The organism is Pseudomonas halotolerans (assembly GCF_039581215.1).
Classification (GTDB): domain Bacteria; phylum Pseudomonadota; class Gammaproteobacteria; order Pseudomonadales; family Pseudomonadaceae; genus Aquipseudomonas; species Aquipseudomonas tehranensis.
In genome coordinates, this window is record NZ_JBCNTJ010000003.1 from 350,165 (window position 1) to 376,980 (window position 26,816).

Here is a 26,816-nt window from a genome sequence, read left to right on the forward strand (position 1 = left end):
CCCCAACCGACTGGATCAACCTGGCACACCGCGAGAACCAGTGTTGGGGCTGCTGCGCAGCCCAGCGGGAGCAAGCTCCCTCGCCACAAAAGGCTCTGTTCGCCGCAAGAATGGTTCGATGGCTAGCGAGCTGCCCAGGCGTTGAAGCGCTGCTCCAGTTCTTCGCCATGGTCAACCCAGAACTCGGCATCCACGGCCCGGGCTTCGGCCAGATTGGCTTCGGCGGTAGGCAACTGCTCCTGGACTGTTCCAGGCAGCAACGCCAGCGCTTGGCGATGCACCGGTCCATAAGGAATGTTTTCCGAGAACACCTTCTGCGCCTGCGGCTGGCTGGCAAAGGCAATGAATTGCTCGGCCAAGACCTTGTTCGGCGATCCCTTGACCACCGCCCAGTACTCTGGGTCATACAGGCTTTGCGGCCAGACGATACTCAGCTTCATGCCCTCCTTCTGCGCGGAAGCGATGCGACCGTTGTAGGCAGCGCTCATCGCCACGTCCCCCGCCACTAACCACTGCGCCGGTTGCGCACCTGCCTCCCACCACTGGATGTTCGATTTGATCTGGTCCAGCTTGGCGAACGCCCGCGACACGCCTTCGGGGGTGTTGAGCACCTTGTACATCTCCTGCGCCTGGACCCCGTCGGCCAGCAAGGCAATTTCCAGGGTGTACTTGGCCCCCTTGCGCAACCCGCGCTTGCCCGGGTATTCGGTGACGTTCCAGAAATCCGCCCAGGACTTGGGTGCCTTGGCCAACTTGCTCTGGTCATAGGCCAGAACCATCGACCAGACATAAGTGGCCACACCACATTCGGTGAGTGTTCCCGGCACAAAGTTCGCCGGATCACCCAAGGCGCTCAGATCGAGCCTTTCGAACAGGCCCTCCTCACAACCGCGCAACAACTCGGGGCTTTCGACTTCGACCACGTCCCAACTGGTGTGGCCGGCCGCGACCATGGCCTTGATCTTCGATAACTCACCGTTGTATTCGCCAGCGACGATGCTTCCTGCACCGCTGGCGTTGAAGGGTTGGAAGTAGGCCTTGTCCTGGGCCTGCTTGGTGGCGCCACCAAAAGAGATCACGGTGAGGCTCTGTGGCGCGGCCATGACACTGCCACTCAACAGCACCAGGGCACACGCAATATTGCAACGCAAGGATCTGGACATGAAGCGGTTCCTCGAAAAGCCGGCTCGCCCGCACGAGCCGGCGACGGGACTCAGAGGCGACCGTAAGCGCGGGCGGTGCGATCTACAGCAATACGGGTCTTATCGACCAGTTCGTTGATGTCGGCATGGCTGGCTACCAGCGCCGGGGCCATGATCATCCTGCCCAGGGTGCCGGCCTCATGAGGCAGGCCGTCAATCAGGGCGTTATCCTTCAGGCGCAGTTGCGCGGCCCGGGTTTTCCAATCATTGAAATCGTTCACCGCAAACTCCTTGTCTCAAGAAGTCGATGGGTTCGCTGAGATGGCTCGCCAGGCGATCCATCAATTGGTCGCAAGCCACCATCTGTTCAACGCTCACGTATTCATCGGCTTTGTGCCCCTGATCCATGCTGCCGGGGCCGCAGACCACGGTCGGGATTCCAGCCTGATCAAACAGGCCGCCTTCGGTGCCGAATGCCACGGTGCTGAAGGCATCACTGCCGCACAACTCGGCAACCAGACGCGCGGCGGCGCTGTCCGGCGAGGTTGCCAGGCCCGGGTAGGCGGACAGGGGTTCAAACCGGATCGCGGTGTCGCCTTGCACGGCCCGCATCGCTGGCAGCAGCGCCTGCTCGGCGTAATCGCGCAATTGCTCGACGACGACCTGTGGGGCGAAATCCGGCAAGGCGCGCACCTCGAAATCGAATCGGCAATCGCCCGGGACGATGTTCAACGCGGTGCCGCCCTGGATCACGCCCACCTGCACCGTTGAGTACGCCGGATCGAAGCGCGCATCGTGTAGAGCCGGTTCGGCCAGGTTCGCGCCGATCTCGCCCAATTTGCCGATCAGGCGCGCCGCCTGTTCGATGGCGTTCACCCCGTAGGGCGCATAGGCCGAATGACAGGCCGCCCCTTTGACATGGCAACGCATCGCCAACTTGCCCTTGTGGCCCAACACCGGTTGGAGTTGGGTGGGCTCGCCAATCAGGCACAACGCAGGCGAGGGAATACGTTGCGGCAACACCTGCAGCAGGCTGCGCACACCCAGGCAACCGACCTCTTCGTCATAGGAGAACGCCAGATGCACGGGCCGGCGAAGCGGGTTGGCAAGGAACATCGGCACCGCCGCCAGCACTGAAGCCAAATAGCCTTTCATGTCGGCGGTGCCCCGGCCGTACAACTTGCCGCCGACCTCGCTCAGGCAAAACGGATCGACCGTCCAGTGCTGTCCGTCCACCGGCACTACATCGGTATGACCGGACAATACGACCCCACCGGGCACCGCTGGGCCGATGCTGGCCAACAGGTTGGCCTTGGTCCGCTCGGCGTTGTAGATCAGTTCGCAACTCACGCCCAGATCGTGGAGGTAGCCACGCGCGAAATCGATCAGCGCCAGGTTCGACTCGCGACTGACCGTGGCGAAGCCCACCAGGCTGGCGAGCAGTGCACGGCTGCGCAGCTCACTCATCACCCGGCACTCCGTAGCTGGGGGCCAGGGTCGGATCGAGGGCGCGGGTCAGGTAGTCCTGCAGTTGCGGCTGATAGGCCAGCCACAGTTTTTCCAGCTCAGCAATGGGATCTTCCTGGGCCCAGTCGACACGCAAATCGACGATCGGCCAGGTGAGTTCATCCACCACCGACATCGCCGCAGAGTGCACCGCTCCGGCTTCACCACCGGCGCTCTGCCCGGCCTGCAACGCACTCATCAGGCGCGCGGCAAGACAACCTCCGCTGTGTTCAAATGCTGCAACCATGGCGTCGATCACGCCCACACTGGCCAACAGATTGCCGGCCGCCACGCATTGCTCACCGGCCAGCGCGTGATGGCTGCCCAAGGCGTGGCTGCCGCTGAAAATCGCCGTGCCTCCGTGGGCATCCACCACCGCCACCTGGCGGTACTGGCTGTAGCCATTACGCGCCAGGGCGCGGTCGACAGCCTCTTGGGCGGCCAGGCCGCCGGCCAGTTCGTCGAGGATCTGCGGACCAAGGGCCGGCAGCGTGATGTTCTGGCTCGACACCGCACCGACACCGGCCCGTAACCAGGGGCAGCGGGCGCCGACGGCAATGCTCGAGGAACTGATGGCGATGCCCAACTGGCCCGTCTCGGCGCAGCGCCCGACAATGGAAAAAGTCATGCTCCACTCTCCTTATTCGGGGATCACCGCGATCACGTCGATTTCCATCAGCCATTGCGGTTGGCCGAGGGCGCTGACCACCAGGCCGGTGGAAATCGGGAACACCCCTTTGAGCCATTTGCCCACCTCCTGGTACACCGGCTCGCGATAGCGCGGGTCGGTCAGGTAAGTGGTGGTCTTGACGATATGGCTCAGGTCGCTGCCGGCCTCTTCCAGCAATTGCTTGACGTTGCGCATGGCCTGTTCAGCCTGGGCGCGCGGATCGCCCAGGCCTATCAACTGGCCGTCGAAATCAGTGCCGACCTGACCGCGCACGTAGACGGTGTTGCCGGCCCGCACGGCCTGGCACAAGTCGTTGTCCAGCGTCTGGTTGGGGTAGGTGTCTTTGGTGTTGAACATGCGAATGCGAGTGTGGGTGGGCATCAACGGGCTCCCAGGAGGCTGGTTTTCGAACGGTTCGAATTGCTCACGAGTGCGGGGTCCTGAGCGTCGGCGTGCTGGCGCTGCGAAGCGTCTCGATAGTTGAGATAGGTATGCTGTTTCACGATGTGGTCAGCGATATGCCGGGCGTCGTGCCACACGCCCCAGATGAACGCCGAACCGCGCCGCGACAGCCATGGCAGGCCCACGAAATACACACCCGGTTCGCTGGAAACACCCCGCTGGTGCCGAGGTTTGCCATTGGCATTGAGCGCATCGACTTTCAGCCAGCTGTAATCCACCGAGTAGCCGGTGGCCCAGATCACGGTGGTCACCCCAGCCTCCAGCAGATCCAGTTCCAGGATCGGATGGGTCAGGCAGTGCGGGTCAGGCAACAGATGGCGGGCTTCAGGCTCCGGCGGCAGGTCCAGGCCGTTACGGGCAATGTAGGCATCGGCGGCATCCAGCAGCGCCAGGTAGTTGTCATCGCCACGGGCAATGTTTTCGGCAAGGTTGGGCTCAAACGTCACGACGCTACCGCTGAACGACTTCGTCAGGCCCACCAGGGTGATGCCCTCGTGGGCCAGCCTGCGAAAGTCCACCGTATGCCCACCACGGGCACCGCTCACGGCGATGGTCACATGCTCCCTGCCCGGCTGGACGGCCTCCGCATCCCACTCGCCGAGCACTCCCAGCCACCAGCAGAAATCCCGGTTGCGATAGGCCCGTGGCGGGCGATCATGGGCGCCCACCGAGAGATAGACTTGCTTGCCGGCGCGCTGCAGTTCATCGGCAATCTGCACCCCGGACGAACCCGCCCCCACCACCAACACCGCGCCCTCAGCGAGCTGCCGGGGGTTGCGGTATTGGGCGGAGTGCATTTGGGTGACCTGCGCCAAATCAGCAGCGATGGGCGGAATCACCGGCCGTTGGAAGGGCCCGGTGGCGACCACCACATGGATGGCCTCGATCAGACCCGCGCTGGTTTCAATGCTGAAGCCTGGTCGGCCGACATTACGCTGGACCTTCCTGACCTCCACACCGGTACGGATCGGCGCGTCGAATTTTTTGGCATAGGCTTCGAAATAGTCGGCCACTTGATCCTTGGTGGCGAAGGCATCGGGGTCCAGGCCCTGGAATTGCAGCCCGGGAAAGCGGTCATGCCAGGCCGGGCCGTTGGCAACCAGCGAATCCCACCGCGCGGTGCGCCAGGCCTCGGCAATGCGGTTGCGCTCCACCACAAGATGAGGCACCCCTTGGCGGCTCAAATGTTCACTCATGGCCACGCCGGCCTGGCCGGCGCCTATAACAAGCGTGTCTATGTGTATTGTCTCAACGGGCATGTCTGTGCACTTCCGGCAGTGGGATGGTTCAGGCCGGCATGGCGCCGCCTCGGGTCTGGATTTTTTCTTGTTCTGCGTTTGCGACGATCGACAGAAGGTGTCGAAGCGATTGTGTTGGCAGGCGGGGATTTGCGAAACGAGGGTTTTTATCGTTGCTGGAAAGGAAAAAACTGCCTGCGCGGCTGAGATGGGGACAGGTGTTTTCTGGCCGATGCAGAACTTGGAAAGGAGGACAAAACACGCACGGAGCGGAGCAGGTATTCGAGCCTGGATGCGGCCCGGGCCTGATGGTCAATGTGTGGCGAGAGGGTTCACCCCCCGCCACAGGATTTACTCTTCGACGACGCCCGCCTGGAAATCAGCGATCTGTTGCCACATCGCCACTGGGTTGGAATACATCGGAAAATGCCCGCAATTGGCGATTGGTGCCAGCCGCACACCTTCAGCCTGGATGTGCGGAAGATAGGACAACGAGGTGTTCTGTTCGCCGTACATGAACATTCGTGGGCATTTCAAACCGAGGAACTTGTCCATCAAGCCGGCGTTGTCGGACAGGTCGACCATCGACTGGAAAATCCCTCGCACTGCAGCGGCGCGGACCTTATGCCTGAGGCTCGCCGAATACAGGGCACTGGCATAGGCAGGCACGTGGCGCGCTCGTTCGACGAAGGCGGCGAAAAAGACCTCGGGGTCGTCGCTGGGATAATCAACGATCTGTCGGCTGAGGAAGCAGTCCTCCGGGGCGATGTTGCCCTCGATATCGACGAAACTGAGCACCCGTTCGGGAAAGTGATGGGCCAGCATCAATGCCGTAAGACCGCCCATGGAATGGCCCACCAGGTGGAAACGTTCGATGTTGAAATACGCCAAGACCTGCAACGCGGTCTTCATCAGGAAGGGAATGCTGATCCGGGAAAGGTCACCACATTGGCTTTCACCGCAGCCTGGTGCGTCATAAGCGACAAACGGATGGCCGTCGAATGCCGGGTGCAGCACGATGTCGGCATAGTCTTCCTTGGTGGAACCAAACCCGTGCAGGAACAGAATCGGGGCAAGATCGCCGTCTCGCTGGAGGGTAGCAACGTTCAGCGCCACATTCTCCACCCGTAAAGGGAGTTTCAGGTGATTGAACGTTTTGGCTGGGGACACGTGTAGGACTCCTTGAGCGAAAAGATTGCGCCGGGGCACCATAACCGGCAACCAGACAGGTAATCTCAAGGGATTCGAGGGTTCTGTAAATTCCTATTCCTGGAAAGTTTTCATACGCCAAACCTATCAACCGCTGCTGGTTCTTCGTTTACCTCGCGTCTGAAAATGCTCCACCACTTCGTCTACCAGCGAGTTCGGTCGGTCCGCATTCCATGCCATGGCCGTGGTTACTACGTTGAGCCTCTGGGTCAGCGGCCGGAATACTACGTTCTGCGGCGCCATTTTTTTTAAGGACGCCGGCACCAGTGCGATGCCCTGGCCATAGCTGACGAAGGCGATTTGCGAGGCGACGGAGCGCACTTCGTGCAGCACGCGGGGGGAAAAGCCACTGGCCCGACAAGTCGCGATGAGGTTGTCGAAGTACACCGGGCTGACCTTGCGGGAAAACATCACCAGCGGTTCGGTGGACAGGCTGGACAAACTGATGCGCGTACGCGACGCCAAAGGATGATCACTGGGTAACGCCACCACCAGGCGATCCTCCATCAACGGTAACGACTGAATCGCATCCCCCAGGTCGCCGTCCAGGCGGGCAAAGGCCAGATCGATGTCACCGGCCTCCAGTGCCGGCACGGCTTCTACGCTGTCGATCTCGCGCACAGACACGGTGAGGTGCGGGTGATTGATCTTCAATTGCTCGATCAGTTCCGGCAGCACATCGAACATGGCGGTTGAAATCGCGCCGAGGGTGAGCATCCCCGACTGCCCCGCCACCGCTTCTTCCACCGCCAGTTCAAGGCGCTCCAACTGGTCAGCGAACTTGCGCACTGCCGGCAGAATTGCCGCACCAACAGGCGTCAGTTGCGCCCCGCGCCGGGAGCGGTCGAACAGTTTGACCTTGAGGGCCTGCTCCAGTACCTGGATCTGCTCGCTCAAGGGCGGCTGGGACATGCCCAGGCGCTTGGCCGCGCGACCGAAATTCTGTTCCTCGGCAACCGCCAGGAACAGCCAGAGATGACGAATCAAGCGAAAATTGATCATGGGTGTTCCATAGCTTCAGCGTATCTGTGGGTTACGTGATTAGTAATATACCTATCAAAGCCCCGCGTCGACACTGAGCGCCTCCGTCACCTTAGGGGCTTGCCCATGACTGCTTTGAGTTTGCTGGATCGCCTGGCGGCGCTGGATACCAATACGGTGTCCGATGCGCTCGATTTCCTCGGCCTGCCGGGTGCCACCGTCGGCTTGCGCCCGTTGTGGCTCTGCCCGAAGATCGTCGGCCGCGCCAGTACCGTGCTGCTGGCAGCCAAAGCCGACGACGCACCCGGGGTGCACCTGATTACCCCGGTGATTGAACGGATCGACCGAGCCGATCGCGTGCTGGTGATCGCCGGTGGTCTCGTAGGTATTTCCTGCTGGGGCGACATCCTCGCCAACGCGGCAGTCAGCAAACAGGTACGCGGCACAGTGATCGATGGCTTGAGCCGCGACATCGACGGCAGCGAATCGATTGGCTACCCGGTGTATGGCCGTGGCGTGACGATGATCAGCGCGCGCAACCGCGTCATCCAGATCGACTCGGCTGTGACTATCAAGGTCGCCGGTGTCGAGGTCAGCGAGGACGACTTTGTCATTGCCGACAATTGCGGGACGGTATTCGTCCCTCAGGCGCACATCACCCAAGTGCTCGACCTTGGCGAACGCATCGCCCGCCGCCAGGACGGCATGGTCGAGGCCGTACGCAGCGGTCGCTCGGTCGCCGACGTCATGCACGACACCCAGTTCGAAGCCATCCACGTGGAGCAGCCCTGATGAATCAAGAAGATAAAGACCTGGTCGCCTTGTTCGAAGGCCTGGACACCCCAGGCATTTCCGATGCGCTGGACAAACTCGGCCTGCCGGGCCAATGCCTGGGTGTCGCGCCACTGGACAACTACAGCAAGGTCATCGTCGGGCCGGCGTTTACCGTGCAATACGTTGCTGCCAGCGTTCCACCGGGCACCGTGGGTGACTTTATCGAAGACGTGGCACCTGGCGACGTGGTGGTCATCGACAACGGCGGTCGCACCGACTGCACCGTCTGGGGCGACATCATGACCCAGTACGCCGGTTCGCGGCAGATCGGCGCAACGGTCATCGACGGTGTCTGCCGTGACGTGAACAAGGCCTTGGGCGACGGCTATCCGATCTTCAGCAAGGGCCGCTTCATGCGCACCGGCAAAGACCGCGTGCAGGTGCAGTCGGTCAACCAGCCGGTGTCCATCGGCACCGTCCGGGTATGTTCCCGGGACATTGTGGTCGCCGACGCCAACGGCGTGGTGATCGTTCCACGCGCCCGGGCGGCTGAAGTGGCAGCGTGTGCCCGTCAGATCGAATCCGTCGAAGCCGACATCCGCGCCCTGATCGCTCAAGGCAATACTCTTAAAGAAGCCCGCGCCGTACTGGGTTACCACAGTTTGCAGAGGAAAATCTGATGACTACGCTGCCTTTCCCTCCAGATTTCCATGCCCAGGCCAACCTATTGGGCAGCTCGACATTGTATGAAGCCTCGCACCTGCCCTGCGCAGTTGACAGCGCAATCCGTCCGGTCTGGGAAGGAGCCTTCATCGCCGCACCCGCCTACCCACTGGAATGCTCGCCGGGCGATAATCTGGCCCTTCACCTGGCCATGGAACGTGTCCCCCGTGGCAGCGTGCTGGTGGTGGGCACCGGCGGTTTTATCGCCGGGTATTGGGGCGAAGTACTCACCGTGGCGGCTGAAGCGGCGGGCGTGGTGGGGCTGGTCATCGACGGCGGCGTACGAGATATCGCTGCGTTGAAGAAGCGCCGGTTTCCGGTATTTGCCCGGGGTGTTTCGGTCAGAGGCACGGTCAAGTCCAGCGCCCCCTCGGTAGGGCAACCGTTCAACTTCAACGGGGCCGACGTAGCACAGGGCGACCTGGTGGTGGCTGACGAAGACGGTGTGATCATCATTCCCAAGGCGGATGCGGCGCGTACCCTTGCCGAAGGCCAGGCCCGCGCGGACAAGGAAGCGCAGATGATGCAGGCATTGACCGAAGGCCGCTCGACCCTGGAACTGATGAACCTCACCGAGTGGAGAGCCCGCGTATGAGCGCCGATATCCAGCGGCTGAACCGACGTCTGGCGAGCGCGCAACCCTCGGCCACCTATCGGATCATGGATCGGGTGGCTGAGCATCGTGCGCAAGGTGCGAAGATCATTTCCCTGTGTGCTGGCGAGCCCGATTTCGATACGCCCGGGCACATCCGCAAGGCAGCGATTGACGCCATCGAGCACGGCCATACCCGCTACACCCAAGTCGCCGGCGTACGTGCTCTGCGTGAAGCGGTGGCGGCCAAGTTCCGTCGGGAAAACGGCCTGGATGTCAGCTGGCAAGACACCCTGATCTGCAGTGGCGGCAAGCAAGTTATTTATAACGCCCTGGCCGCGACCCTGGACGAGGGAGATCAGGTCATCGTGCCAGCGCCCTATTGGGTCAGTTACCCCGAAATGGTTCAGCTCTGTGGCGGCCAACCCCGGATCGTGACCTGCGACGCCGACAGCGGGTTCAAGCTGACACCCGCAGCGCTGGAGGCAGCGATTACAGCGCAGACCCGCTGGCTGATCCTCAATTCACCCTCCAACCCGACCGGTGCGGTTTACCACCGCGAAGAACTGCACGCCCTGGCCGAGGTGCTGCTAGCCCACCCTCACGTACTGATTCTGGCAGATGACATCTACGAGCACCTGATCTTCGACGATCAGGTGTTCCAAACCCTGGCCCAGGTCGAACCTCGCTTGGCTCCACGTACCCTGACCATGAACGGCGTTTCCAAGGCCTATGCCATGACTGGTTGGCGCATCGGCTTTACCACTGGCCCACGCTGGTTGCTGGAGGCCATGGAAAAACTGCAAGGGCAGCAAACCTCCGGCGCCTGCTCGATCTCTCAGCAAGCGGCGCTGGCAGCGCTGGATGGCCCCAAGGACTTCATCCGCCAGAGTCGTGCCGTATTCCAGAAACGTCGGGACTTGATGGTCAAGCTTCTGAATAACACGCCGGGCCTTGAGTGCTTAACTCCGGGCGGAGCGTTCTATGTGTTCGCTTCCTGTGCGGGCCTGATCGGTCGCACGTCCCCCGGCGGACGGGTGCTTCACACCGATGAAGATGTCGCCCATGCGCTGCTGGATGAAGCAAACGTCGCCGTCGTACACGGCAGCGCGTTCGGTCTGGCCCCCTACATCCGCATCGCCTACGCCCTGGACGATGCTTCTTTGCGCCAGGCCTGCGAGGCGATTCGTGATTTCTGCAACGCACTGGGCTGACATTCAGTCGTTTCACGGAAACCACTGAGCCCGGTCATGACCGGGCGCTCTTCAGCGGCAAAGCTATACAAACTTACAAATACTTATACAAAACACTTTTAAACGTACAGGTCGTGCAGTAGGCTTCGAAAACTTGTACAGGAATAACTACCTGTACAACAATTCGGAGCCTGACATGTCTGCCTACCTCCAGCGTTTCGCCCGCGCCTTCGCCGAGTTGGACGCCAGTCACCTGGACGAGCTCGATGCGCTCTACAGCGCCGACATACAGTTCCAGGACCCGTTGCACCGGATCGAAGGACTGCCTGCCCTGCGTGACTACTTCGCGCAGATGTATGTCAACGTCGATCAGGTGCGCTACGACTTTCATGGCTTTGATGAGGTCGGCCCCGGCGCGGGCTATCTACGCTGGACGCTGCATTACAGCCACCCACGTCTGGCCGGCGGTGCGCTCATCTCCCTGCAAGGCTGCAGCTATTTACGCTGGAACGAACGGGTCTACCTGCACCAGGATTTCTTCGACGCTGGCGCCCTGCTCTACGAGCACCTGCCCCTGTTCGGATCTGTAATCGGCTGGCTCAAGCGGAGGCTGGCATGAGTCGCATCTGGCTGACCGGCGCCAGCAGCGGTATCGGTGCGGCATTGGCCTCAGAGCTTCTCGAGCAAGGCCACCGTCTGGCGCTGAGTGCGCGCCAGGTGGCGCCCCTTGAGGCGTTAGCGACTCGCTATCGAGATCAGGTCCTGGTACTGCCGGGTGACCTGACCGATCCGGCGCAAGTGGCCGATATCTGCCAGGCCATCGACGCTCAATGGGGAGCGCTGGATCTGGTGATTCTCAATGCCGGAACCTGCGAGTACCTGGAGCCTGGGCACTTCGACACGCAGTTGGTCGAACGGGTATTGACCACCAACCTGCTGGGCACCAGCCACTGCCTGGAAGCGGCCCTGCCCTTGCTGCGCCGGGGCCAACGCCCACATCTGGTGGGGGTGTGCAGCGCGGTGACCTGGCTGGCCTTGCCGCGTGCCGGCGCTTATGGCGCGTCGAAGGCGGCGCTGCGCTATCTGTTCGAATCGCTGCGCATCGACCTGGCGGCCGAGGGTATCGATGTCACCTTGATAAGCCCCGGTTTTGTCGATACACCGCTGACCCGCCGCAACGACTTCCCGATGCCCATGCGCTGGTCGGCCGAGCGCGCGGCGCGGCATATCGCCCAGCGCCTGCCCGCGCGACCGTTGGACATCGCGTTCCCCTGGTTCTTCACCTTCGTCCTGCGCCTGCTCGGACGCTTGCCCGCCCGTTGGCGCCTGGCCCTTGGCCGGCGCCTGGCACGTTCTTCCCAGGAGTCTTGAAACATGCGCATCGCAATCATCGGCAGCGGCATATCGGGGCTGACATGCGCGTACCTGTTGGCTCGCCAGCACCAGATCACCCTGTTCGAAGCCGACGACCGGATCGGCGGCCACACCCACACCGTGGACGTGCAATGGCAAGGCCAGCGTTATGGGGTGGACACCGGTTTCATCGTCTACAACGACTGGACCTACCCGAACTTCATCCGCTTGCTCGACCAGTTGGGCGTGACTTCCCGCCCCACTGAAATGAGCTTTTCGGTGCATGATCCAGCCACGGGCCAAGAGTACAAGGGGCATACCCTGCGCAGTCTTTTCGCCCGACGGCGCAACCTGCTGTCACCGAGCTTCTGGGGCATGCTGCAGGACATCCTCAGGTTCAACCGACAGGCCACGGCCGACTTGAAGGCGCAACGCATCGACAGCACCACCCGCCTCGGCGACTACCTGCATGTGCACAATTATGGCCAACGTTTCATCGACCATTACATCGTGCCCATGGGGGCGGCGATCTGGTCGATGTCGCCTGCCCGGATGCTGGAGTTTCCGCTGCAGTTCTTCGTTCGCTTCTGCCATAACCACGGCCTGCTATCGGTCAACCGACGGCCACAATGGCGAGTGATCGAAGGCGGCTCACGGGGTTACATCGACCCATTGTGCGCTCACTTTCGCCAGCACATCCGGCTCAACTGCCCCGTGCAGCGGGTGAGCCGCGACGCTACAGGGGTGGACATCTTCAGCACTGCGGGCCTTGAGCGTTTCGACAAAGTGGTGTTTGCCTGCCACAGCGACCAGGCCCTGGCACTGCTTGACACGCCAAGCAAAGCGGAACGTGAGGTGCTCGGTGCTCTGGCCTACGCCAGCAATGAAGTGCTGCTCCATACCGATACCCGTCTCTTGCCACAGCGACGCCAGGCCTGGGCGAGTTGGAACTACCGACTGGGCGGTTCAATGCGAGCGCCTGCCGCACTGACCTACAACATGAACATCCTCCAGGGCCTGGACGCCCCAGTGACCTTCTGCGTGAGCCTCAATCAGAGTGACGTGGTGGATCCGGCCAAGGTGCTTGCCCGCTTCGATTATGCGCACCCGCAATACAGCCTCGCCGGCGTCGCCGCCCAGGCTCGCCAGGGTGATCTGCAAGGGCGTCAGCACAGTTATTTCTGCGGCGCCTATTGGGCCAATGGTTTCCACGAAGACGGTGTGGTCAGTGCGCTGGATGTGGCCGGGCATTTTGGAGAATACCTTTGAACAGCAGCCTGTGCCGCGGCTGGATCGACCATCGCCGCTACTCACCCCGCCCCCATGGGTTTCGATACCCCATCGGCATGCTTTATCTGGACCTCGCCGAACAAAGCCAGGTCCTGGGCCTGTCCCGCTTGCTGCGGGGCTGGCCCTTGGCACCGCTGTGCTGGCGCGAGCGCGATTACCTGCCCGCTCGCACCCGTCTGGGCGTGCCCTTGGTCGACGCGGTGCGCGAACTACTGGCCCAAGCCCTGGGCACCGCGCCCCAGGGCGCCATCCAGCTGTTGACCCAACCACGCAGTTGGGGCCTGTCCTTCAATCCGGTGAGTTTCTATTTCTGCCACGAAACCGATGGGCAACTGGCGGCCATTCTCTGTGAAGTGCGCAATACCCCATGGCGCGAACGCTATCACTATGTGTTGCCGGTCAGCCCCGGTGAGCCTCATGCGTTCCGGGTGGCCAAGGCGTTCCATGTGTCGCCGTTCCTGCCCCGGGACATGGACTACCGCATGCGTTTCCTGGTGGCTGATTCACATATCCGCGTGCACATGGAGAACTGGCGCGATGGCAGCAAGGTGTTCGAGGCCGACCTTGCGCTCAAGCGCCAGCCTCTCGATGCCGCGGCCGTGCGTCGTCACTTTCTGGCCTTCCCATGGATGAGCCTGTGCACCTTGAGCGCCATTTACTGGCAGGCCCTGCGCCTGCTCTTCAAACGCACGCCCCTGCACGACCATCAGGCCTGCCCAAGCGACCTGAGCGTCGGCGAAACCGCCCACAAGGACCCCGACCATGCCCGAACCCACACTGAGCGTTACTAAGGCCGGCAGCTTTCGCCTGTTCAACGACGGCGTCTTCAAGCAAGTCGTCCTCGGCCAATTACGACACCTGCGTCAGGGCCACTTGCGCCTGCTGCTTGAGGGGGAATCGTTAAGCTTCGGCGATCCGGCCAGTGCTCTGCAGGCCGAAGTGGAAATCCTCGACGACGCCGTCTGGGGCATGCTCGCCAGTCACGGTTCAATCGGCGCCGGTGAGGCCTATATCCAGGGGCACTGGCGCAGCAGCGACCTGACGGCGGTGACCCGCGTGTTCGTCGCCAACCTGGACGTGCTCGATGCAATGGACAGCGGCCTGGCTCGCCTCGGCCGCCCGGTGCTGCGTTGGCTGCACTGGCTCAACCGTAACAGCCGGCGCGGCTCACGGCGCAACATCATTGCCCATTACGACTTGGGCAATGACTTGTTCGAGCGCTTGCTCGACCCCACCATGATGTACTCGGCCGCCCTGTTCGAAAGCCCTGAACAAAGCCTGGAAGACGCCCAGCTCAACAAGCTCGAACGGATCTGTCGCAAGCTCGACCTGCGGCCCGGCGACCACCTGCTGGAGATCGGCACCGGCTGGGGTAGCCTGGCGATTTACGCGGCCAGCCAATATGGCTGCAAGGTGACCACTACAACGTTGTCACGCGAGCAGTACGCCCACACCTGCCGGCGCGTCGAGGCGCTGGGACTGCAGCAGCGCATTGAAGTGCTGTGCAAGGACTATCGCGACCTGGAGGGGCGCTACGACAAGTTGGTCTCGATCGAAATGATCGAAGCGGTCGGTCATCGCTATTTGCCCGAGTACTTCCGGCGCTGCGCCGCGCTGCTCAAGGATGACGGCCTGATGTTGCTGCAAGCCATCACCATCCGCGACCAGCGTTACGAGCAGGCACGACGCTCGGTGGACTTTATCCAGCGGCATATCTTTCCCGGCGGCGCGTTGCCATCGTTGTCCGTCCTGCTCAACACCGCCAGCCGTCAAACACCGCTCAACCTGCTGCATCTGGAAGACTTCGGTGCACACTACGCCCGCACGCTGAAGCACTGGCACGAGAACTTGCGCCAATCACGCCAAGCGCTGCTGGAACTGGGTTACGACGAAACCTTCCAGCGCCTGTGGGAGTTCTACCTGTGTTACTGCGAAGGTGGATTCCAGGAGCGTGCCATCGGTGTCGCGCAACTGCTCTTTGCCGCTCCCGGGGCGCGCCAGGCCTCCTTGCTGGAGCGGCGGCAGGCGTGATGAGTCGCACAGGCCTGATCGTCAACGCACTCTGGGTCCAATTGGGCTGGTGGGGATGTGTGCTGGGTGCGCAGAATGCCTGGTGGCTCCTGGCTGTAGCAGCGGGGTTGCTGGCTCACCTGAGCTTCTGCCCACAGCCCTGGGCCGAGCTGCGGGCGGTGATGCGCGTGGGGCTGTGCGGCATGTTGCTGGACTGGAGCCTCGGTGTGCTGGGTCTGTTCGGATTCGGCCAGAGCGCCCTGCCTCTCTGGCTGGCGCTGCTCTGGCTGGTATTTGCCACCAGCTTGCGGCACAGCCTGGCCTGGGCCGCGCGGCCGGTATGGCGCGGTGCGTTATTGGGCATGATCGGCGGTCCATTGGCCTATTGCGCAGGAGCCCCCTTGGCCGGCGTTGCGCTGCCGCTTGGCATCGTGGGAACCGCTCTGGTGCTGGCGCCCTTGTGGGCACTCTGGCTGCCGCTGGCGTTGCGCCTGGCAGATTCGCACTGAGGCCTGAACACAGCCAATCTCATTACCAGGGCTCATCCAGAAAAAGCGGCACGCGTAAAGGCTCTATGGGCCCTTCACGCTGGCCACACATTTCGTCGTGAACCACCCGCTGTACCAACATGCAGGGTAAGCGCGGCGCGTCACGCAGCAGCTCACGCAAATGGGTGGTGGATCGCAAGTGCAACGTGCGTCCCGAGTCATCCAACAACGTTCGAAACCCGCGATCCAGTCGCGCACGCAGCACGTAAATACCGCCCTCCAACGACCACAACTCCAGCTCGTGTACCCGGCCTTCGATGGCCAGCTCGATCAGATTTTGCAGGTTCATGGCGCACCCGCGCCCTGACGACGGAAAAACAGCGTCACCTGGCCCAACTCGACGCCGAACTTGCTCATGCTCGAGCGGTTGATCAGCGTGTCTTCGTCCATCAGGTACATCCAGTCGTCAAAGGTCACTTCGTAAATCGAACCGTCCACCGGCAGGTTCAATCGATAGCGCCAGCGCAGCGCATTGCCGGCCACCTCCCCCCGCGCTTCGCCGATCACATCGTCGGCACGACCGCGCCAGAGCCCCGGACCCTCGGGGGTCAGCGTCCATATCCGTCGTTGTCGGCTGCCATCACTGTAAAGAAAGCGCTCATCGAGTATCAGCCGTTCACCTTCGCGGCGACTGAGTATCTCGACCTCGAAGCGCTTGATGACTTCGCCAGAACGTTTTTGATAGATGCCCCAGGCTTTGACGGGCTGACTGAAGAAGCGCACCAGATCCAGCTGCGGTTGCTGGTCGGCATAACGATCGACATTAACGTTGCCGCAGCTGGTCAGACTCATCATTAAAAGCCACACGACCATCAAACGAGTCATGGTGTTGTTCCTCCCGCGCGTGTGTTGTTGAGCCCCAGCAGTTGTTGCCGCAACTCCGGATGCCGGGTGCGGGGATCGAGCCAGATAGCGAAGAAGTTCCGAGCGAACACTGGGTCGGCGACTTCATGGGTCAAGCGCCCGTCGACATAAAAGCGGCACCCCTTGCCGGGCAGGTAAAGCCCGGTGATTTGACTGCCTGGTCCGACGTCGACGAACGCCCGCCGCATGTCATCGGCCCAACTGTCGAGCTGTCCTGGGGCCAGGGATTTACCGGCGATACGGCGTATTTCCTTGATGCTCGCTTGCACCAGTGCGTCCTTGCCGATGTTGCGCCGGTAATTCAGCTCAAGTGCCAGCGGGGTTTCCAGACTGGGCTGCGAAGCCGCACTCCATAACTTGGCCTGGTAGAGATCGAACCCGTACCAAGCAAAATCCGCTTGCCCCACCAGGCGTGTATCAGGCAGCACCGTGCGCCAGTCGCAGACAGCCTGGCTGGCGTAGAGCAGCAAAACGCCGGCCATGAACCGGCCAAGGCTTTTTTTGAATGCGATCGACCTGATCATGGAAGACGACACTGGAGTTGCCGAAGGTTGTCCAATAATTGTACAGAGTTCTTATTTTGTACAGCTTTTTTAAGCAAGTTCGCAAGGCGTGAACCCGCATTAAAATCAGGCACTCTCAGTGCTAAGGGACGCAAATCCGATAAGGTAGGCTGCGTACCAGCAGTGAAACAGTCCCATGCAGAAGGAGATGTCGATGCTCGGACGCAAACGGCCGCAGCTAAAGCTCGAACGCCCTGACGAGTCCTTTCCCCCTCCGTTAGTCCGGGCCGGAGCCGCGTTGCGACTGACCATCAGCTTCATGCTCGTAGTGGTGATTGCGTTTCTGTCTGTTGAGGGTTGGCGCACATGGCGGGACTATCGCTCTGCCTTTGCCTCCGCCCGCGATTCGGTGACGAACCTGGCGCGGGCGACTGCCCAGCATGCCGAAGACACCATTCGGCAAGTGGATGTGCTGACCGCTGTCCTCAGCGAGCGCGTGGAAGGCGACGGTTTGCAGAACATCGACATCCCGCGCATCCATAAACTGCTGGTGCAGCAGGCCGCCATCATGCCGCAACTGCACGGGCTGTTTATCTATGGCCCCAACGGGGAGTGGATCGTGACAGATAAACAGGCGACGCCGGAATCGGCGAACAATGCCGACCGCGACTACTTCCAGTATCACCGTACCCACGAGGATCGAAACGTCCGGATCGGCGAAGTGATCAGGAGCCGATCCACCCACGACCTGATCATCCCCATCTCCCGCCGTTTGAACAATCCGGACGGCTCGTTTGCCGGTGTGCTGCTGGGAACGGTCAAGGTCAGCTATTTCGTGGACTACTACGGTGATTTCAAAATCGACGACAAGGGTGCTCTGGTCCTGGCCATGCGAAATGGCACCATCCTGGTCCGGCGGCCTTTCCTCGCCTCGGTGGTCGGCAAGAGCCTGGTCAACAGCGTGATCTTCCGAAACCACCTGCCGAACTCGAATCAGGGCGTCGCCGAGGCCCGGGCCGTCGTCGACGACACTGAGCGCCTGTATGGCTACCGGGCCTTGACTACCTATCCACTGGTGGTGGAGGCCGGGTTGTCCCGCGAATCCATTATTGCCCCCTGGCGGCGTGATTTGCTCAAGACCGGGTTCGTCCTGGTCTTCCTGATCGTGATACTGATGGGCTTCGGCCTGATCGTACTGAGTCATCTTCGCTACAGAATGACCATGGAGAACCGGATTCGGAGCGCCCACCAAACCATGCGCGATATGGCGCTGACCGACAGCCTCACCGGGTTGGGTAACCGCAGGCGACTGGACAGTGCATTGGCCGATGAGATTCGTCGGGCCTGGCGCCAGGACACGTTTTTGGCCTTGATCATGCTCGATGTCGATTACTTCAAGCGTTTCAACGACAAATACGGGCATGCCGCCGGGGACGACTGCCTGCGTGCAATCGCCGGGGCAATCCAGCAAACGATCAAACGGCCCGGTGACCTGGCCGTGCGCTACGGGGGTGAAGAATTCACCATTTTGCTGCCCGACACCCACAGCGCGGGAGCCGCCAAGATCGCACAAGAGATCCTGGAGTCCATCAGGGCGCTGAACATCGAACACGGCGACCACCCATTGGGCCTGGTCACGGCCAGTGCGGGCATCACCACCTGCCGGCCGAGCAGCGAGGACGTTTCCCCGGCCATGCTGATCAAGGCCGCTGATGCCTTCTTGTATCTGGCAAAAAATACCGGGAGAAACCGCTGGTGCAGCGCTGATGCTTCGGCCGGCTGATCGCTGCGGCAAAGCCGCGTATCGGGCATATCGCGCAAATCCAAGTCCACAGGTGCCTGCCGGACGCCTGGCAGCTACAATGCGCGCTTCGACCGTGACCAGCCTGATAAAAAAACATGTCCTTGCCCAAACATCATCTGGAATTGCTCAGCCCTGCCCGCGACGTGACCATCGCCCGCGAGGCCATCCTGCATGGCGCTGACGCCGTGTACATCGGCGGCCCGAGTTTCGGCGCGCGTCACAACGCCTGTAACGAGGTGAGTGATATCGCCCGGCTGGTGGAGTTTGCCCATCGCTACCATGCCCGGGTATTCACCACGATCAACACCATCCTGCATGACAACGAACTGGAGCCGGCCCGCCAGTTGATCCACCAGTTGTACGATGCGGGTGTCGATGCATTGATCGTCCAGGATCTAGGGGTGATGGAGCTGGACATCCCGCCGATCGAGCTGCACGCCAGCACCCAGACCGACATCCGCACCCTGGCACGGGCAAAGTTCCTTGATCAGGCCGGTTTCTCCCAATTGGTCCTGGCGCGGGAATTGAACCTGCAGGAAATCCGCGCTATCGCCGACGAGACCGACGCGGCCATCGAATTCTTTATCCACGGCGCGCTGTGCGTGGCGTTTTCCGGCCAGTGCAACATCTCCCACGCCCAGAACGGCCGTAGCGCCAACCGTGGCGATTGCTCCCAGGCCTGTCGCCTGCCCTACACCCTCAAGGACGACCAGGGTCGGGTGGTTGCCTACGAGAAACACCTGCTGTCGATGAAGGACAACAACCAGAGCGCCAACATCCGCGCCCTGGTGGAAGCCGGCGTGCGTTCGTTCAAGATCGAAGGACGCTACAAGGACATGGGCTATGTGAAGAACATCACCGCCTACTACCGCCAGCGCCTGGACGATGTCCTCGAAGACCGTCCGGACCTGGCCCGCGCCTCCAGCGGCCGCACCGCGCATTTCTTCGTGCCCGACCCGGACAAGACCTTCCACCGCGGCAGCACCGACTACTTCGTCAGCGAGCGCAAGATCGACATTGGCGCCTTCGACTCCCCGACTTTTACCGGCGTGCCGGTGGGCGTGGTGGAGAAAGTCGGCAAGCGCGACCTGCAAGTGGTGACATCGGATCCGCTGTCCAACGGCGATGGCCTCAACGTGCTGGTCAAGCGTGAAGTGGTGGGTTTTCGCGCCAACATCGCCGAGCCCAAGGGCGAATTCGAGGAAGACGGCCAGAAGCGTTACCGCTACCGCGTCGAGCCCAACGAGATGCCCGGCGGCCTGCATCAGTTGCGCCCCAACCACCCGCTGAGCCGCAACCTGGACCACAACTGGCAGCAAGCCCTGCTCAAGACCTCCTCAGAGCGTCGCGTGGGCCTGGCCTGGAATGCACGCCTGCGCGAAGAACGCCTGGACCTGACCGCCACCAGCGAGGAAGGCGTCAGCGCCAGTATTACCCTGGACGGACCATTCGGCCTGGCGAACAAGCCGGAACAGGCGCTGGAGCAACTGCACGACCTGCTCGGCCAACTGGGCACCACCGAGTACCACGCCACCGCCATCGAGCTGGATGCGCCCCAGGCGTATTTCATTCCCAACTCGCAGCTCAAGGCAGTGCGCCGCGAAGTCATCGAAACCCTGACTGCTGCTCGCGTCCAGGCCCATCCCCGCGGGGGGCGCAAGGCCGAGACCACTCCGCCGCCGGTGTACCCGGAGTCGCACCTGTCGTTCCTGGCCAACGTCTACAACCAGAAGGCCCGGGATTTTTATCATCGCCACGGGGTGAAACTGATCGACGCGGCGTTCGAGGCCCACGAAGAAACCGGTGAAGTACCGGTGATGATCACCAAGCACTGTCTGCGTTTCTCGTTCAACCTCTGTCCCAAGCAGGCCAAGGGCGTCACCGGCGTGCGCACCAAGGTTGCGCCGATGCAGTTGATCCATGGTGACGAGGTACTGACGCTGAAGTTCGACTGCAAACCCTGCGAAATGCATGTCGTCGGCAAGATCAAGGGGCACATCCTCGACCTGCCGCTGCCAGGCAGCACGGCGCAGCCGGTCGTCGGGCACATCAGCCCGGAAGACCTGCTCAAGACGATCCCTCGCGCGCCTCACTGAACAAACCGGGAGCCTGCCCGCAATGGCGACGGGTCAGTGTGCATTGATGTTGAATGCCCCTGTGCCTTCGCTTTTGCGAGCAAGCCCGTGACACCCATGTCTACGACGTCCAGGCTTTGAAATACGCAACCCAGGAGCTTGCCGGCGGCGGACAGCGTGCGAACTTTGTAAGGACCTTCGGACTCGGAGATTGAGTCGGTCTGGCTCAGGACATGTTGGCTGCGCTGTTGCTGGATATCACCGTAGTCCTTGGCCTGGGCAAGGACCGCGAGCAAAAGTAGCAGGACGGACAGGCCATAAAGCCGCAATCGGGATGGGTGCAACGTTGAAAAAGAAGGAACACTCCATGCCCCAACGCTTCACCTCCTCGTCTGAACACTCCGGCTTCGTCCGGGTTCGGGGTGCCCGGGAACACAACCTCAAGAGTGTTGACGTCGACATCCCCCGCGATGCCCTGGTGGTATTCACCGGCGTGTCGGGGTCGGGCAAGTCGTCGCTGGCCTTTTCCACGCTGTATGCCGAAGCCCAGCGCCGGTACTTCGAATCAGTCGCGCCGTATGCCCGGCGCCTGATCGACCAGGTGGGCGTGCCGGACGTGGACAGCATCGAAGGCCTGCCGCCGGCGGTGGCCTTGCAGCAACAACGCGGCACGCCCAGCGCACGATCCTCGGTGGGCAGCGTCACCACGTTGTCGAGCCTGATCCGCATGCTCTACTCCCGGGCCGGTAGCTACCCGGCCGACCAACCCATGCTCTACGCTGAGGATTTCTCGCCCAACACCCCACAGGGCGCCTGCCAGCAATGCCATGGCCTGGGTCGGGTCTATGAAGTGACCGAAGCGTCCATGGTGCCGGACCCTTCGCTGACCATCCGCGAGCGCGCCGTGGCGGCCTGGCCCATGGCCTGGCAAGGCCAGAACCTGCGGGACATTCTGGTAACCCTGGGTTATGACGTCGACGTTCCTTGGCGCGACCTGCCGAAAAAGCAGCGTGACTGGATTCTCTTCACCGAAGAAACCCCCACCGTCCCGGTGTACGCCGGGCTCACCCCGGCCCAGACCCGCGCCGCCCTCAAGCGCAAACTCGAGCCCAGCTATCAGGGCACGTTCAGCGGTGCCCGACGCTACCTGTTGCACACGTTCATGCACTCCCAAAGCGCTCAGATGCGCAAACGCGTGGCGCACTACATGCGCGCCAGCCCTTGCCCGGTGTGCGAGGGTAAACGCCTCAAGCGCCAGGCACTGACGGTGACTTTTGCCGGCCTGGACATCGCCGAACTGTCCCACCTGCCGTTGCTGGAACTGGCCGAGGTGCTCAAGGGCGTTGCCGCCCCCGATTATCTGGCGCAAGCCGAGGAACCGGGAGCAACCCTGACCCACCAGCAAACCCGAGAGGCCCGCGAGCAACGCGCGGCACGGGGCGAAAATCCCCACGCCGGCGGGCCTGATGCACGCCACACCCACAATCTTTCCCTGGAAAAACGCCTGGCCGCGCAACGCATCGCCACTGAATTGCTGGAGCGCATCGTCACCCTGATCGACCTGGGCCTTGGCTACCTGGCCCTGGAGCGCAGCACACCGACGCTGTCGTCCGGCGAGCTGCAACGCCTGCGCCTGGCAACCCAGCTCAACTCCCAGTTGTTCGGGGTGATCTATGTGCTGGACGAACCCTCCGCCGGCCTGCATCCGGCCGACAGCGAAGCGCTGTTCCAGGCCCTGCAACGCCTCAAGGCTTCGGGTAACTCCGTATTTGTGGTCGAACACGACCTGGACACCATGCGCCGCGCCGATTGGCTTATTGACGTGGGTCCCGATGCGGGCGAACAAGGCGGAAAGATCCTCTACAGCGGCCCGCCGGCGGGGCTCAGTCAGGTGCGTGAGTCACGCACCCGCGCCTACCTGTTTGCCCAAGACACCGCTGCTGGGCGTATGCCTCGCACACCCAAGCACTGGTTGCGCCTGGAAGGCATCACCCGCAACAATCTCGACAACCTCAGCGCCGCCTTTCCCCTGGGTTGCTTCAGCGCCGTGACCGGCATTTCCGGTTCGGGGAAATCCAGTCTCGTCAGCCAGGCGCTGCTGGACCTGGTGGGCAGCCATCTGGGGCAGGCCAGCCACAACGCTGAAGCCGACGAACACAGCCTGGAAGATGAACCGCTGCAAACCAGCGGTGGCCACGTCACCGCCGGGCTCGAGGCGGTCAAGCGGCTGGTCCAGGTGGACCAGAAACCCATCGGCCGCACCCCGCGCTCCAACCTCGCCACTTACACCGGGCTGTTCGATCACGTACGTAAATTGTTCGCCGCCACAGAGCAGGCCCGAGAACGGGGCTTCGATGCCGGACAGTTCTCCTTCAACGTCGCCAAAGGCCGTTGCGAAACCTGCGAGGGCGAGGGTTTCGTCAGCGTCGAGTTGTTGTTCATGCCCAGCGTGTATGCACCCTGCCCCACCTGCCACGGGGATCGCTACAACCCCCAGACCCTTGAAGTGAACTGGCAGGGGCTGAACATCGCTCAGGTGTTGCAACTGACCGTGAACCAGGCACTTGAGGTGTTTGCCGAACAGGCGTCGGCGAAGCGCTCACTGCAAGTGCTGCAGGACATCGGGCTGGGTTATCTGCGCCTGGGCCAACCGGCCACGGAGCTGTCCGGCGGCGAGGCCCAGCGCATCAAACTGGCGACCGAGCTGCAGCGCAAAGCCCGGGGCGCCACTTTGTACGTGCTGGATGAGCCAACCAACGGCTTGCATCCCCAGGACGTGGATCGCTTGCTGGTGCAATTGAATCGCCTGGTGGATGAAGGCCACAGCGTGGTGGTGGTGGAGCATGACATGCGCGTGGTGGCGCAGAGTGATTGGGTCATCGACATCGGCCCGGGCGCTGGAAACCAGGGCGGAAAAGTCGTGGTATGCGGGCCTCCGGCGCAGGTGGCCGAGTGTCGAGAGAGCCGAACGGCGGTGTTTCTGCGCAGGGTGCTGCAGCCCGACGGTTGACGTGCAATCACTGTGGCGAGGGGATTTATCCCCGCTGGCTGCGCAGCCGCGCAGCCCGGCGGGAACGGCCAGCGCTCGTCATATCGTCAAACCGTGCGCGAATACTGGACCGTCTGACCTGTCTCCAGATACGCATCGAACGCCATGGCCACGTTGCGCATCATCAATTGGCCCTGGGGCAGCAGCACCAGCGAGTCGGGGTGGATCTCCAGCAGGCCGTCGCGTACCAGTTCCTCAAGCCGGACCAGGGCATCGGCAAAGTACTCGTTGAAACCCACCCCGTGACTGATCTGAATCCGGGTGAAATCGATCCGCCCATGGCACATCAACTCGCTGATGACCTCGCGGCGTAACCGGTCATCGTCGCTCAGGCGATAGCCGCGCTGCACTGGCAGCAGGCCTTGATCCAGGCGAGCGTAGTACTGGGAAAGCTCCTTGACGTTCTGACCATAGCTGTCACCGACCTTACCGATCGAAGACACACCCAGGCCGATCAAGTCGCAATCGGCATGGGTGGAATACCCCTGGAAATTGCGCTGCAGCGAGCCCTGGACCCGGGCCCGCACCAGCTCGTCGTCCGGCAAGGCGAAATGGTCCATGCCGATGTAGACATAACCGGCTTCGGTCAGACGATTGATCGTCAGTTCCAGCAACTCCAGCTTGCGCTCCGGCGGCGGCATGTCTTCGGGTCGGATCATCCGTTGCGCCCGCACCCGTTGCGGCAGATGCGCATAGCTGTAGGCAGCGATCCGGTCGGGACGCAGGGCGATGATCTTGCTCAGGGTCACATCGAAACGGGCGATGGTTTGCAGCGGCAGACCGTAAATCAAATCGACGCTGACCGACTTGAAACGCGCCAGGCGGGCGGCCTCCACCAACTCGACCACTTGTGCCTCGCTCTGCACCCGATTGACCGCGATCTGCACCTGGGCATCAAAATCCTGAACGCCGAAGCTCAGGCGATTGAACCCCAGTTGGCGCAGCCCCTGGATCTGTTGCGCATCGATGGTCCGGGGATCGACTTCGATGGAAAACTCATGGGCGTCACTGTCATCCATGTCGAACGACTGATGCAGACAGTCCATCAGCTCGGCCAATTGCTCATGGGTCAGATAGGTCGGTGTGCCGCCGCCCAGGTGCAGTTGCGTCAGTTTGCGCGAGCGATCAAACAGCGCCGCCTGCAGGCCGATTTCGCGCTTGAGGTAAGTCAGGTATTCAGCGGCGCGGTGGGTCTTGCGGGTAATGATCTTGTTGCACGCGCAGTAGTAACAAAGGCTCTGGCAGAACGGAATATGAATGTAGACCGACAAGGGCTTGGGCACCGAGGCCTGGTTGCTCAGCTCGGCGGCCTGGCGGTACTCATCCATGGCAAACGCCTGATGGAACTGCGGGGCGGTCGGATAGGAGGTGTAGCGCGGTCCCGGACGGTCGTACTTCTCGACCAGGGCGCGATTGAAAGCGGATACAGCATTCATGATGGGGTCAACCTGTCAAAGGGGCCGGTCAAAATGCCTGCGTCGTCGGGAGCTGGATCAAACAGATTGCAGATCGCATCCACACTCAGGCGCCCGGCGGGCAAAATGCCGATAAAACGGCTGGTCAATTCGATCAAACCCTGGCTGCGCAACGCCTCCAGCTGCGGCCAGATGGACGCGAAGTAGTCGCGCAACACCAGCCCGAAACGCGCTTCCATGGCCGAAATATCCAGTTCCAGGTCGCAGGCAAGTTGCTCGGTCACTGCGGCCCTGAGCAGGCCCTGCGCTTCACAGCGCCAGCCGCGAGACACCGGCAACTGCCCGGCGTCCAGTTGCTGGCAGTACTCAAGCAGGTCATCGGTGTTCTGCACGTACAAGTGTTCAATCTGGGTGATGGCCGCCAGGCCGAAGCCCAAATGGTCACAGCAACCGCGTCGGGTGAAGCCCTGGCAATTGCGATGCAGGCGCCCGTGCTCCTGGGCCACGGCCAGATCATCATCGGCCCTGACGAACTGCCCCAGCCCAATGTAGTGATACCCCGCCCCGGTCAGTTGCTCGCAGCAGATCCGGCGCATGCTGTCTGTATCGGCCTGGCTGCTGAAGGCTCCCGCCTGCTGGTGTTTTTTCGAACGATAGCGATACGGCGCATGGGCGTAGTCGAAGACGTGCAGCCGGTCTGGCTCCAGCTCGATCAGCGTGACCAGTTTGCGCGCGAAGCTATGGGGCGTTTGCCAGGCATGACCATAACCGAGGTCGATGTTGATGGAGCGGAAGCCAAAGGTTCGCGCGGCATCGATCAGCGAATGAATGGGTGCCGGGTTCTGATAGCAATCCACGGACAAATCGCTGTCCAGACCAATGTCCGGCACACCGATGCTGACGTGGGTAAACCCCTGGTCGCGAATCAGCCCCATGGTGGACCAGTCGGTGTGATGCAGGTCGACCTCAATGCTGTGTTCGGCGCTGTCGTATTCACCGAACTCGAAACGCTTGCGCAGGTCATCCATCAGCCGCTGCAAATGGGCGATCACCGGCGTGCCGCCCGTCAGGCAAAACGCCTCGACCCGACGTCCTGTGCCCAAGTGACAACCAACCAGGCCGATTTCATAGGTCAGGTGTTGCAGGTAGCCCTCGATCTCGCCACACCGACACACGCTCGCCAGGGGCGAACACGATGACAAACGCAAACGCGACGGCAGATGCACCGCCAGAGACAACGGCCGCCGTTTATGGCGACTGTCGCGCAACTCCCGGAGCAGATCCAGCGAGCCAATGCCCGTATGGAATTTGCGCGTACCGACCGGGCAATCGACATCCGCCACCGCCGGGATACGCTGCGGGGGGCTATCGCCGAGGGTGTGGAACAGGTCGAGCATGACAATCTCCGAGTGGCT

At 62.0% G+C, this 26,816-nt stretch carries 25 protein-coding genes and 2 pseudogenes; 13 read left to right on the plus strand and 14 right to left on the minus strand.

Annotated elements, in window-relative coordinates; translation table 11 throughout:
- Nucleotides 1–122: 122 nt before the first annotated feature.
- From AAIS01_RS06270 to AAIS01_RS06305, 8 genes and pseudogenes are all read right to left on the minus strand, one after another.
- Complete coding sequence (locus AAIS01_RS06270) at nucleotides 123–1,103, minus strand: ABC transporter substrate-binding protein (protein WP_343468364.1); 981 nt, start codon at nucleotides 1,101–1,103, stop codon at nucleotides 123–125.
- Between the two features lie 110 nt (nucleotides 1,104–1,213).
- A pseudogene (locus AAIS01_RS06275) lies at nucleotides 1,214–1,336 on the minus strand (hypothetical protein); the annotation flags it as partial.
- 70 nt (nucleotides 1,337–1,406) lie between these two features.
- Entirely contained in the window at nucleotides 1,407–2,609 is a 1,203-nt protein-coding gene (gene argE, locus AAIS01_RS06280) for an acetylornithine deacetylase (protein ID WP_343468284.1), read from the minus strand.
- Nucleotides 2,602–3,276: a DUF1028 domain-containing protein gene (locus tag AAIS01_RS06285; protein ID WP_343468285.1), complete on the minus strand. Its 675-nt coding sequence runs from the start codon at nucleotides 3,274–3,276 to the stop codon at nucleotides 2,602–2,604. The genes argE and AAIS01_RS06285 overlap by 8 nt, the downstream gene beginning before the upstream one ends.
- Before the next feature lie 12 nt (nucleotides 3,277–3,288).
- Nucleotides 3,289–3,699, minus strand: a complete 411-nt coding sequence (locus tag AAIS01_RS06290) for a RidA family protein (RefSeq protein WP_343468286.1) — start codon at nucleotides 3,697–3,699, stop codon at nucleotides 3,289–3,291.
- On the minus strand, nucleotides 3,699–5,039 hold the full coding sequence (locus AAIS01_RS06295; RefSeq protein ID WP_343468287.1) for a flavin-containing monooxygenase: 1,341 nt from the start codon (nucleotides 5,037–5,039) through the stop codon (nucleotides 3,699–3,701). The genes AAIS01_RS06290 and AAIS01_RS06295 overlap by 1 nt, the downstream gene beginning before the upstream one ends.
- A 330-nt stretch (nucleotides 5,040–5,369) precedes the next feature.
- Nucleotides 5,370–6,230 carry an alpha/beta fold hydrolase gene (locus AAIS01_RS06300; RefSeq protein WP_431191906.1) on the minus strand — a complete coding sequence of 287 codons (861 nt, stop codon included), beginning with the start codon at nucleotides 6,228–6,230 and terminating at the stop codon, nucleotides 5,370–5,372.
- Nucleotides 6,231–6,314: 84 nt separating this feature from the next.
- Nucleotides 6,315–7,229 carry a LysR family transcriptional regulator gene (locus AAIS01_RS06305; RefSeq protein ID WP_343468289.1) on the minus strand — a complete coding sequence of 305 codons (915 nt, stop codon included), beginning with the start codon at nucleotides 7,227–7,229 and terminating at the stop codon, nucleotides 6,315–6,317.
- Nucleotides 7,230–7,334: 105 nt separating this feature from the next.
- Here AAIS01_RS06305 and AAIS01_RS06310 point away from each other — a divergent pair, with 105 nt between their 5' ends.
- The 10 genes from AAIS01_RS06310 (at nucleotide 7,335) to AAIS01_RS06355 (ending at nucleotide 15,652) form a co-directional block, all read left to right on the plus strand.
- Nucleotides 7,335–8,000, plus strand: coding sequence for an RraA family protein (locus AAIS01_RS06310; protein ID WP_343468290.1), 666 nt, complete (start codon nucleotides 7,335–7,337; stop codon nucleotides 7,998–8,000).
- The gene (locus tag AAIS01_RS06315) at nucleotides 8,000–8,662 is read left to right on the plus strand and encodes an RraA family protein (RefSeq protein ID WP_343468291.1); all 663 of its coding nucleotides are present in this window, start codon (nucleotides 8,000–8,002) and stop codon (nucleotides 8,660–8,662) included. Before AAIS01_RS06310 ends, AAIS01_RS06315 begins: the two co-directional genes overlap by 1 nt.
- Nucleotides 8,662–9,300, plus strand: coding sequence for an RraA family protein (locus AAIS01_RS06320; protein WP_343468292.1), 639 nt, complete (start codon nucleotides 8,662–8,664; stop codon nucleotides 9,298–9,300). Before AAIS01_RS06315 ends, AAIS01_RS06320 begins: the two co-directional genes overlap by 1 nt.
- On the plus strand, nucleotides 9,297–10,511 hold the full coding sequence (locus AAIS01_RS06325; RefSeq protein ID WP_343468293.1) for a pyridoxal phosphate-dependent aminotransferase: 1,215 nt from the start codon (nucleotides 9,297–9,299) through the stop codon (nucleotides 10,509–10,511). Before AAIS01_RS06320 ends, AAIS01_RS06325 begins: the two co-directional genes overlap by 4 nt.
- Before the next feature lie 175 nt (nucleotides 10,512–10,686).
- Complete coding sequence (locus tag AAIS01_RS06330) at nucleotides 10,687–11,109, plus strand: nuclear transport factor 2 family protein (RefSeq protein WP_343468294.1); 423 nt, start codon at nucleotides 10,687–10,689, stop codon at nucleotides 11,107–11,109.
- Nucleotides 11,106–11,861: an SDR family NAD(P)-dependent oxidoreductase gene (locus AAIS01_RS06335; RefSeq protein ID WP_343468295.1), complete on the plus strand. Its 756-nt coding sequence runs from the start codon at nucleotides 11,106–11,108 to the stop codon at nucleotides 11,859–11,861. Before AAIS01_RS06330 ends, AAIS01_RS06335 begins: the two co-directional genes overlap by 4 nt.
- Before the next feature lie 3 nt (nucleotides 11,862–11,864).
- Nucleotides 11,865–13,112, plus strand: a complete 1,248-nt coding sequence (locus AAIS01_RS06340) for an NAD(P)/FAD-dependent oxidoreductase (RefSeq protein WP_343468296.1) — start codon at nucleotides 11,865–11,867, stop codon at nucleotides 13,110–13,112.
- Nucleotides 13,109–13,924 carry a DUF1365 domain-containing protein gene (locus tag AAIS01_RS06345; RefSeq protein ID WP_343468297.1) on the plus strand — a complete coding sequence of 272 codons (816 nt, stop codon included), beginning with the start codon at nucleotides 13,109–13,111 and terminating at the stop codon, nucleotides 13,922–13,924. Before AAIS01_RS06340 ends, AAIS01_RS06345 begins: the two co-directional genes overlap by 4 nt.
- The gene (locus tag AAIS01_RS06350; protein ID WP_343468298.1) at nucleotides 13,896–15,164 is read left to right on the plus strand and encodes a class I SAM-dependent methyltransferase; all 1,269 of its coding nucleotides are present in this window, start codon (nucleotides 13,896–13,898) and stop codon (nucleotides 15,162–15,164) included. The genes AAIS01_RS06345 and AAIS01_RS06350 overlap by 29 nt, the downstream gene beginning before the upstream one ends.
- The gene (locus AAIS01_RS06355; protein ID WP_343468365.1) at nucleotides 15,164–15,652 is read left to right on the plus strand and encodes a DUF2878 domain-containing protein; all 489 of its coding nucleotides are present in this window, start codon (nucleotides 15,164–15,166) and stop codon (nucleotides 15,650–15,652) included. Before AAIS01_RS06350 ends, AAIS01_RS06355 begins: the two co-directional genes overlap by 1 nt.
- A 22-nt stretch (nucleotides 15,653–15,674) precedes the next feature.
- Here the strand turns inward: AAIS01_RS06355 and AAIS01_RS06360 are convergent, their stop codons facing one another.
- Genes AAIS01_RS06360 through AAIS01_RS06370 form a run of 3 tightly spaced genes read right to left on the minus strand, consistent with a single transcriptional unit; the run spans nucleotide 15,675 to nucleotide 17,079 of the window.
- A complete protein-coding gene (locus AAIS01_RS06360; protein WP_343468299.1) occupies nucleotides 15,675–15,980 on the minus strand; it encodes a DUF6482 family protein in 306 nt (101 codons plus the stop codon).
- Complete coding sequence (locus AAIS01_RS06365; RefSeq protein WP_343468300.1) at nucleotides 15,977–16,516, minus strand: DUF3833 domain-containing protein; 540 nt, start codon at nucleotides 16,514–16,516, stop codon at nucleotides 15,977–15,979. Before AAIS01_RS06365 ends, AAIS01_RS06360 begins: the two co-directional genes overlap by 4 nt.
- Entirely contained in the window at nucleotides 16,513–17,079 is a 567-nt protein-coding gene (locus tag AAIS01_RS06370) for a chalcone isomerase family protein (protein WP_343468301.1), read from the minus strand. The genes AAIS01_RS06365 and AAIS01_RS06370 overlap by 4 nt, the downstream gene beginning before the upstream one ends.
- A gap of 193 nt (nucleotides 17,080–17,272) precedes the next feature.
- On the opposite strand from AAIS01_RS06370, the gene AAIS01_RS06375 reads away from it, so the two are divergent.
- Complete coding sequence (locus AAIS01_RS06375; RefSeq protein ID WP_343468302.1) at nucleotides 17,273–18,841, plus strand: sensor domain-containing diguanylate cyclase; 1,569 nt, start codon at nucleotides 17,273–17,275, stop codon at nucleotides 18,839–18,841.
- 116 nt (nucleotides 18,842–18,957) lie between these two features.
- Nucleotides 18,958–20,958: a peptidase U32 family protein gene (locus AAIS01_RS06380; protein ID WP_343468303.1), complete on the plus strand. Its 2,001-nt coding sequence runs from the start codon at nucleotides 18,958–18,960 to the stop codon at nucleotides 20,956–20,958.
- A gap of 95 nt (nucleotides 20,959–21,053) precedes the next feature.
- On the opposite strand, the pseudogene AAIS01_RS06385 reads toward AAIS01_RS06380, so the two are convergent.
- Nucleotides 21,054–21,281 (minus strand): annotated as a pseudogene (locus AAIS01_RS06385) (regulatory protein NosR); the annotation flags it as partial.
- Between the two features lie 23 nt (nucleotides 21,282–21,304).
- Here AAIS01_RS06385 and AAIS01_RS06390 point away from each other — a divergent pair.
- Nucleotides 21,305–23,947: an excinuclease ABC subunit UvrA gene (locus AAIS01_RS06390; protein WP_343468304.1), complete on the plus strand. Its 2,643-nt coding sequence runs from the start codon at nucleotides 21,305–21,307 to the stop codon at nucleotides 23,945–23,947.
- Nucleotides 23,948–24,033: 86 nt separating this feature from the next.
- Here AAIS01_RS06390 and hemN read toward each other — a convergent pair whose 3' ends face one another.
- Together hemN and AAIS01_RS06400 are read right to left on the minus strand one after the other, a co-directional pair.
- The gene (hemN, locus tag AAIS01_RS06395) at nucleotides 24,034–25,422 is read right to left on the minus strand and encodes an oxygen-independent coproporphyrinogen III oxidase (RefSeq protein WP_343468305.1); all 1,389 of its coding nucleotides are present in this window, start codon (nucleotides 25,420–25,422) and stop codon (nucleotides 24,034–24,036) included.
- Nucleotides 25,419–26,798 (minus strand): oxygen-independent coproporphyrinogen III oxidase, encoded by a 1,380-nt coding sequence (locus AAIS01_RS06400; RefSeq protein WP_343468306.1) that lies wholly within the window; start codon nucleotides 26,796–26,798, stop codon nucleotides 25,419–25,421. Before AAIS01_RS06400 ends, hemN begins: the two co-directional genes overlap by 4 nt.
- Nucleotides 26,799–26,816: the final 18 nt, after the last annotated feature.

Coding starts and splice junctions, on each gene's coding strand:
- AAIS01_RS06335 (WP_343468295.1), top strand. CDS start 11,106: ATGAGTCGCATCTGGCTGACCGGCGCCAGCAGCGGTATCGGTGCGGCA.
- AAIS01_RS06330 (WP_343468294.1), top strand. CDS start 10,687: ATGTCTGCCTACCTCCAGCGTTTCGCCCGCGCCTTCGCCGAGTTGGAC.
- AAIS01_RS06355 (WP_343468365.1), top strand. CDS start 15,164: ATGAGTCGCACAGGCCTGATCGTCAACGCACTCTGGGTCCAATTGGGC.
- AAIS01_RS06380 (WP_343468303.1), top strand. CDS start 18,958: ATGTCCTTGCCCAAACATCATCTGGAATTGCTCAGCCCTGCCCGCGAC.
- AAIS01_RS06365 (WP_343468300.1), bottom strand. CDS start 16,516: ATGACTCGTTTGATGGTCGTGTGGCTTTTAATGATGAGTCTGACCAGC.
- AAIS01_RS06300 (WP_431191906.1), bottom strand. CDS start 6,230: ATGGTGCCCCGGCGCAATCTTTTCGCTCAAGGAGTCCTACACGTGTCC.
- AAIS01_RS06285 (WP_343468285.1), bottom strand. CDS start 3,276: ATGACTTTTTCCATTGTCGGGCGCTGCGCCGAGACGGGCCAGTTGGGC.
- AAIS01_RS06375 (WP_343468302.1), top strand. CDS start 17,273: ATGCTCGGACGCAAACGGCCGCAGCTAAAGCTCGAACGCCCTGACGAG.
- AAIS01_RS06295 (WP_343468287.1), bottom strand. CDS start 5,039: ATGCCCGTTGAGACAATACACATAGACACGCTTGTTATAGGCGCCGGC.
- AAIS01_RS06390 (WP_343468304.1), top strand. CDS start 21,305: ATGCCCCAACGCTTCACCTCCTCGTCTGAACACTCCGGCTTCGTCCGG.
- AAIS01_RS06310 (WP_343468290.1), top strand. CDS start 7,335: ATGACTGCTTTGAGTTTGCTGGATCGCCTGGCGGCGCTGGATACCAAT.
- AAIS01_RS06340 (WP_343468296.1), top strand. CDS start 11,865: ATGCGCATCGCAATCATCGGCAGCGGCATATCGGGGCTGACATGCGCG.
- AAIS01_RS06320 (WP_343468292.1), top strand. CDS start 8,662: ATGACTACGCTGCCTTTCCCTCCAGATTTCCATGCCCAGGCCAACCTA.
- AAIS01_RS06270 (WP_343468364.1), bottom strand. CDS start 1,103: ATGGCCGCGCCACAGAGCCTCACCGTGATCTCTTTTGGTGGCGCCACC.
- AAIS01_RS06325 (WP_343468293.1), top strand. CDS start 9,297: ATGAGCGCCGATATCCAGCGGCTGAACCGACGTCTGGCGAGCGCGCAA.
- AAIS01_RS06350 (WP_343468298.1), top strand. CDS start 13,896: ATGCCCGAACCCACACTGAGCGTTACTAAGGCCGGCAGCTTTCGCCTG.
- AAIS01_RS06315 (WP_343468291.1), top strand. CDS start 8,000: ATGAATCAAGAAGATAAAGACCTGGTCGCCTTGTTCGAAGGCCTGGAC.
- AAIS01_RS06360 (WP_343468299.1), bottom strand. CDS start 15,980: ATGAACCTGCAAAATCTGATCGAGCTGGCCATCGAAGGCCGGGTACAC.
- AAIS01_RS06290 (WP_343468286.1), bottom strand. CDS start 3,699: ATGCCCACCCACACTCGCATTCGCATGTTCAACACCAAAGACACCTAC.
- AAIS01_RS06400 (WP_343468306.1), bottom strand. CDS start 26,798: ATGCTCGACCTGTTCCACACCCTCGGCGATAGCCCCCCGCAGCGTATC.
- AAIS01_RS06305 (WP_343468289.1), bottom strand. CDS start 7,229: ATGATCAATTTTCGCTTGATTCGTCATCTCTGGCTGTTCCTGGCGGTT.
- argE (WP_343468284.1), bottom strand. CDS start 2,609: ATGAGTGAGCTGCGCAGCCGTGCACTGCTCGCCAGCCTGGTGGGCTTC.
- hemN (WP_343468305.1), bottom strand. CDS start 25,422: ATGAATGCTGTATCCGCTTTCAATCGCGCCCTGGTCGAGAAGTACGAC.
- AAIS01_RS06370 (WP_343468301.1), bottom strand. CDS start 17,079: ATGATCAGGTCGATCGCATTCAAAAAAAGCCTTGGCCGGTTCATGGCC.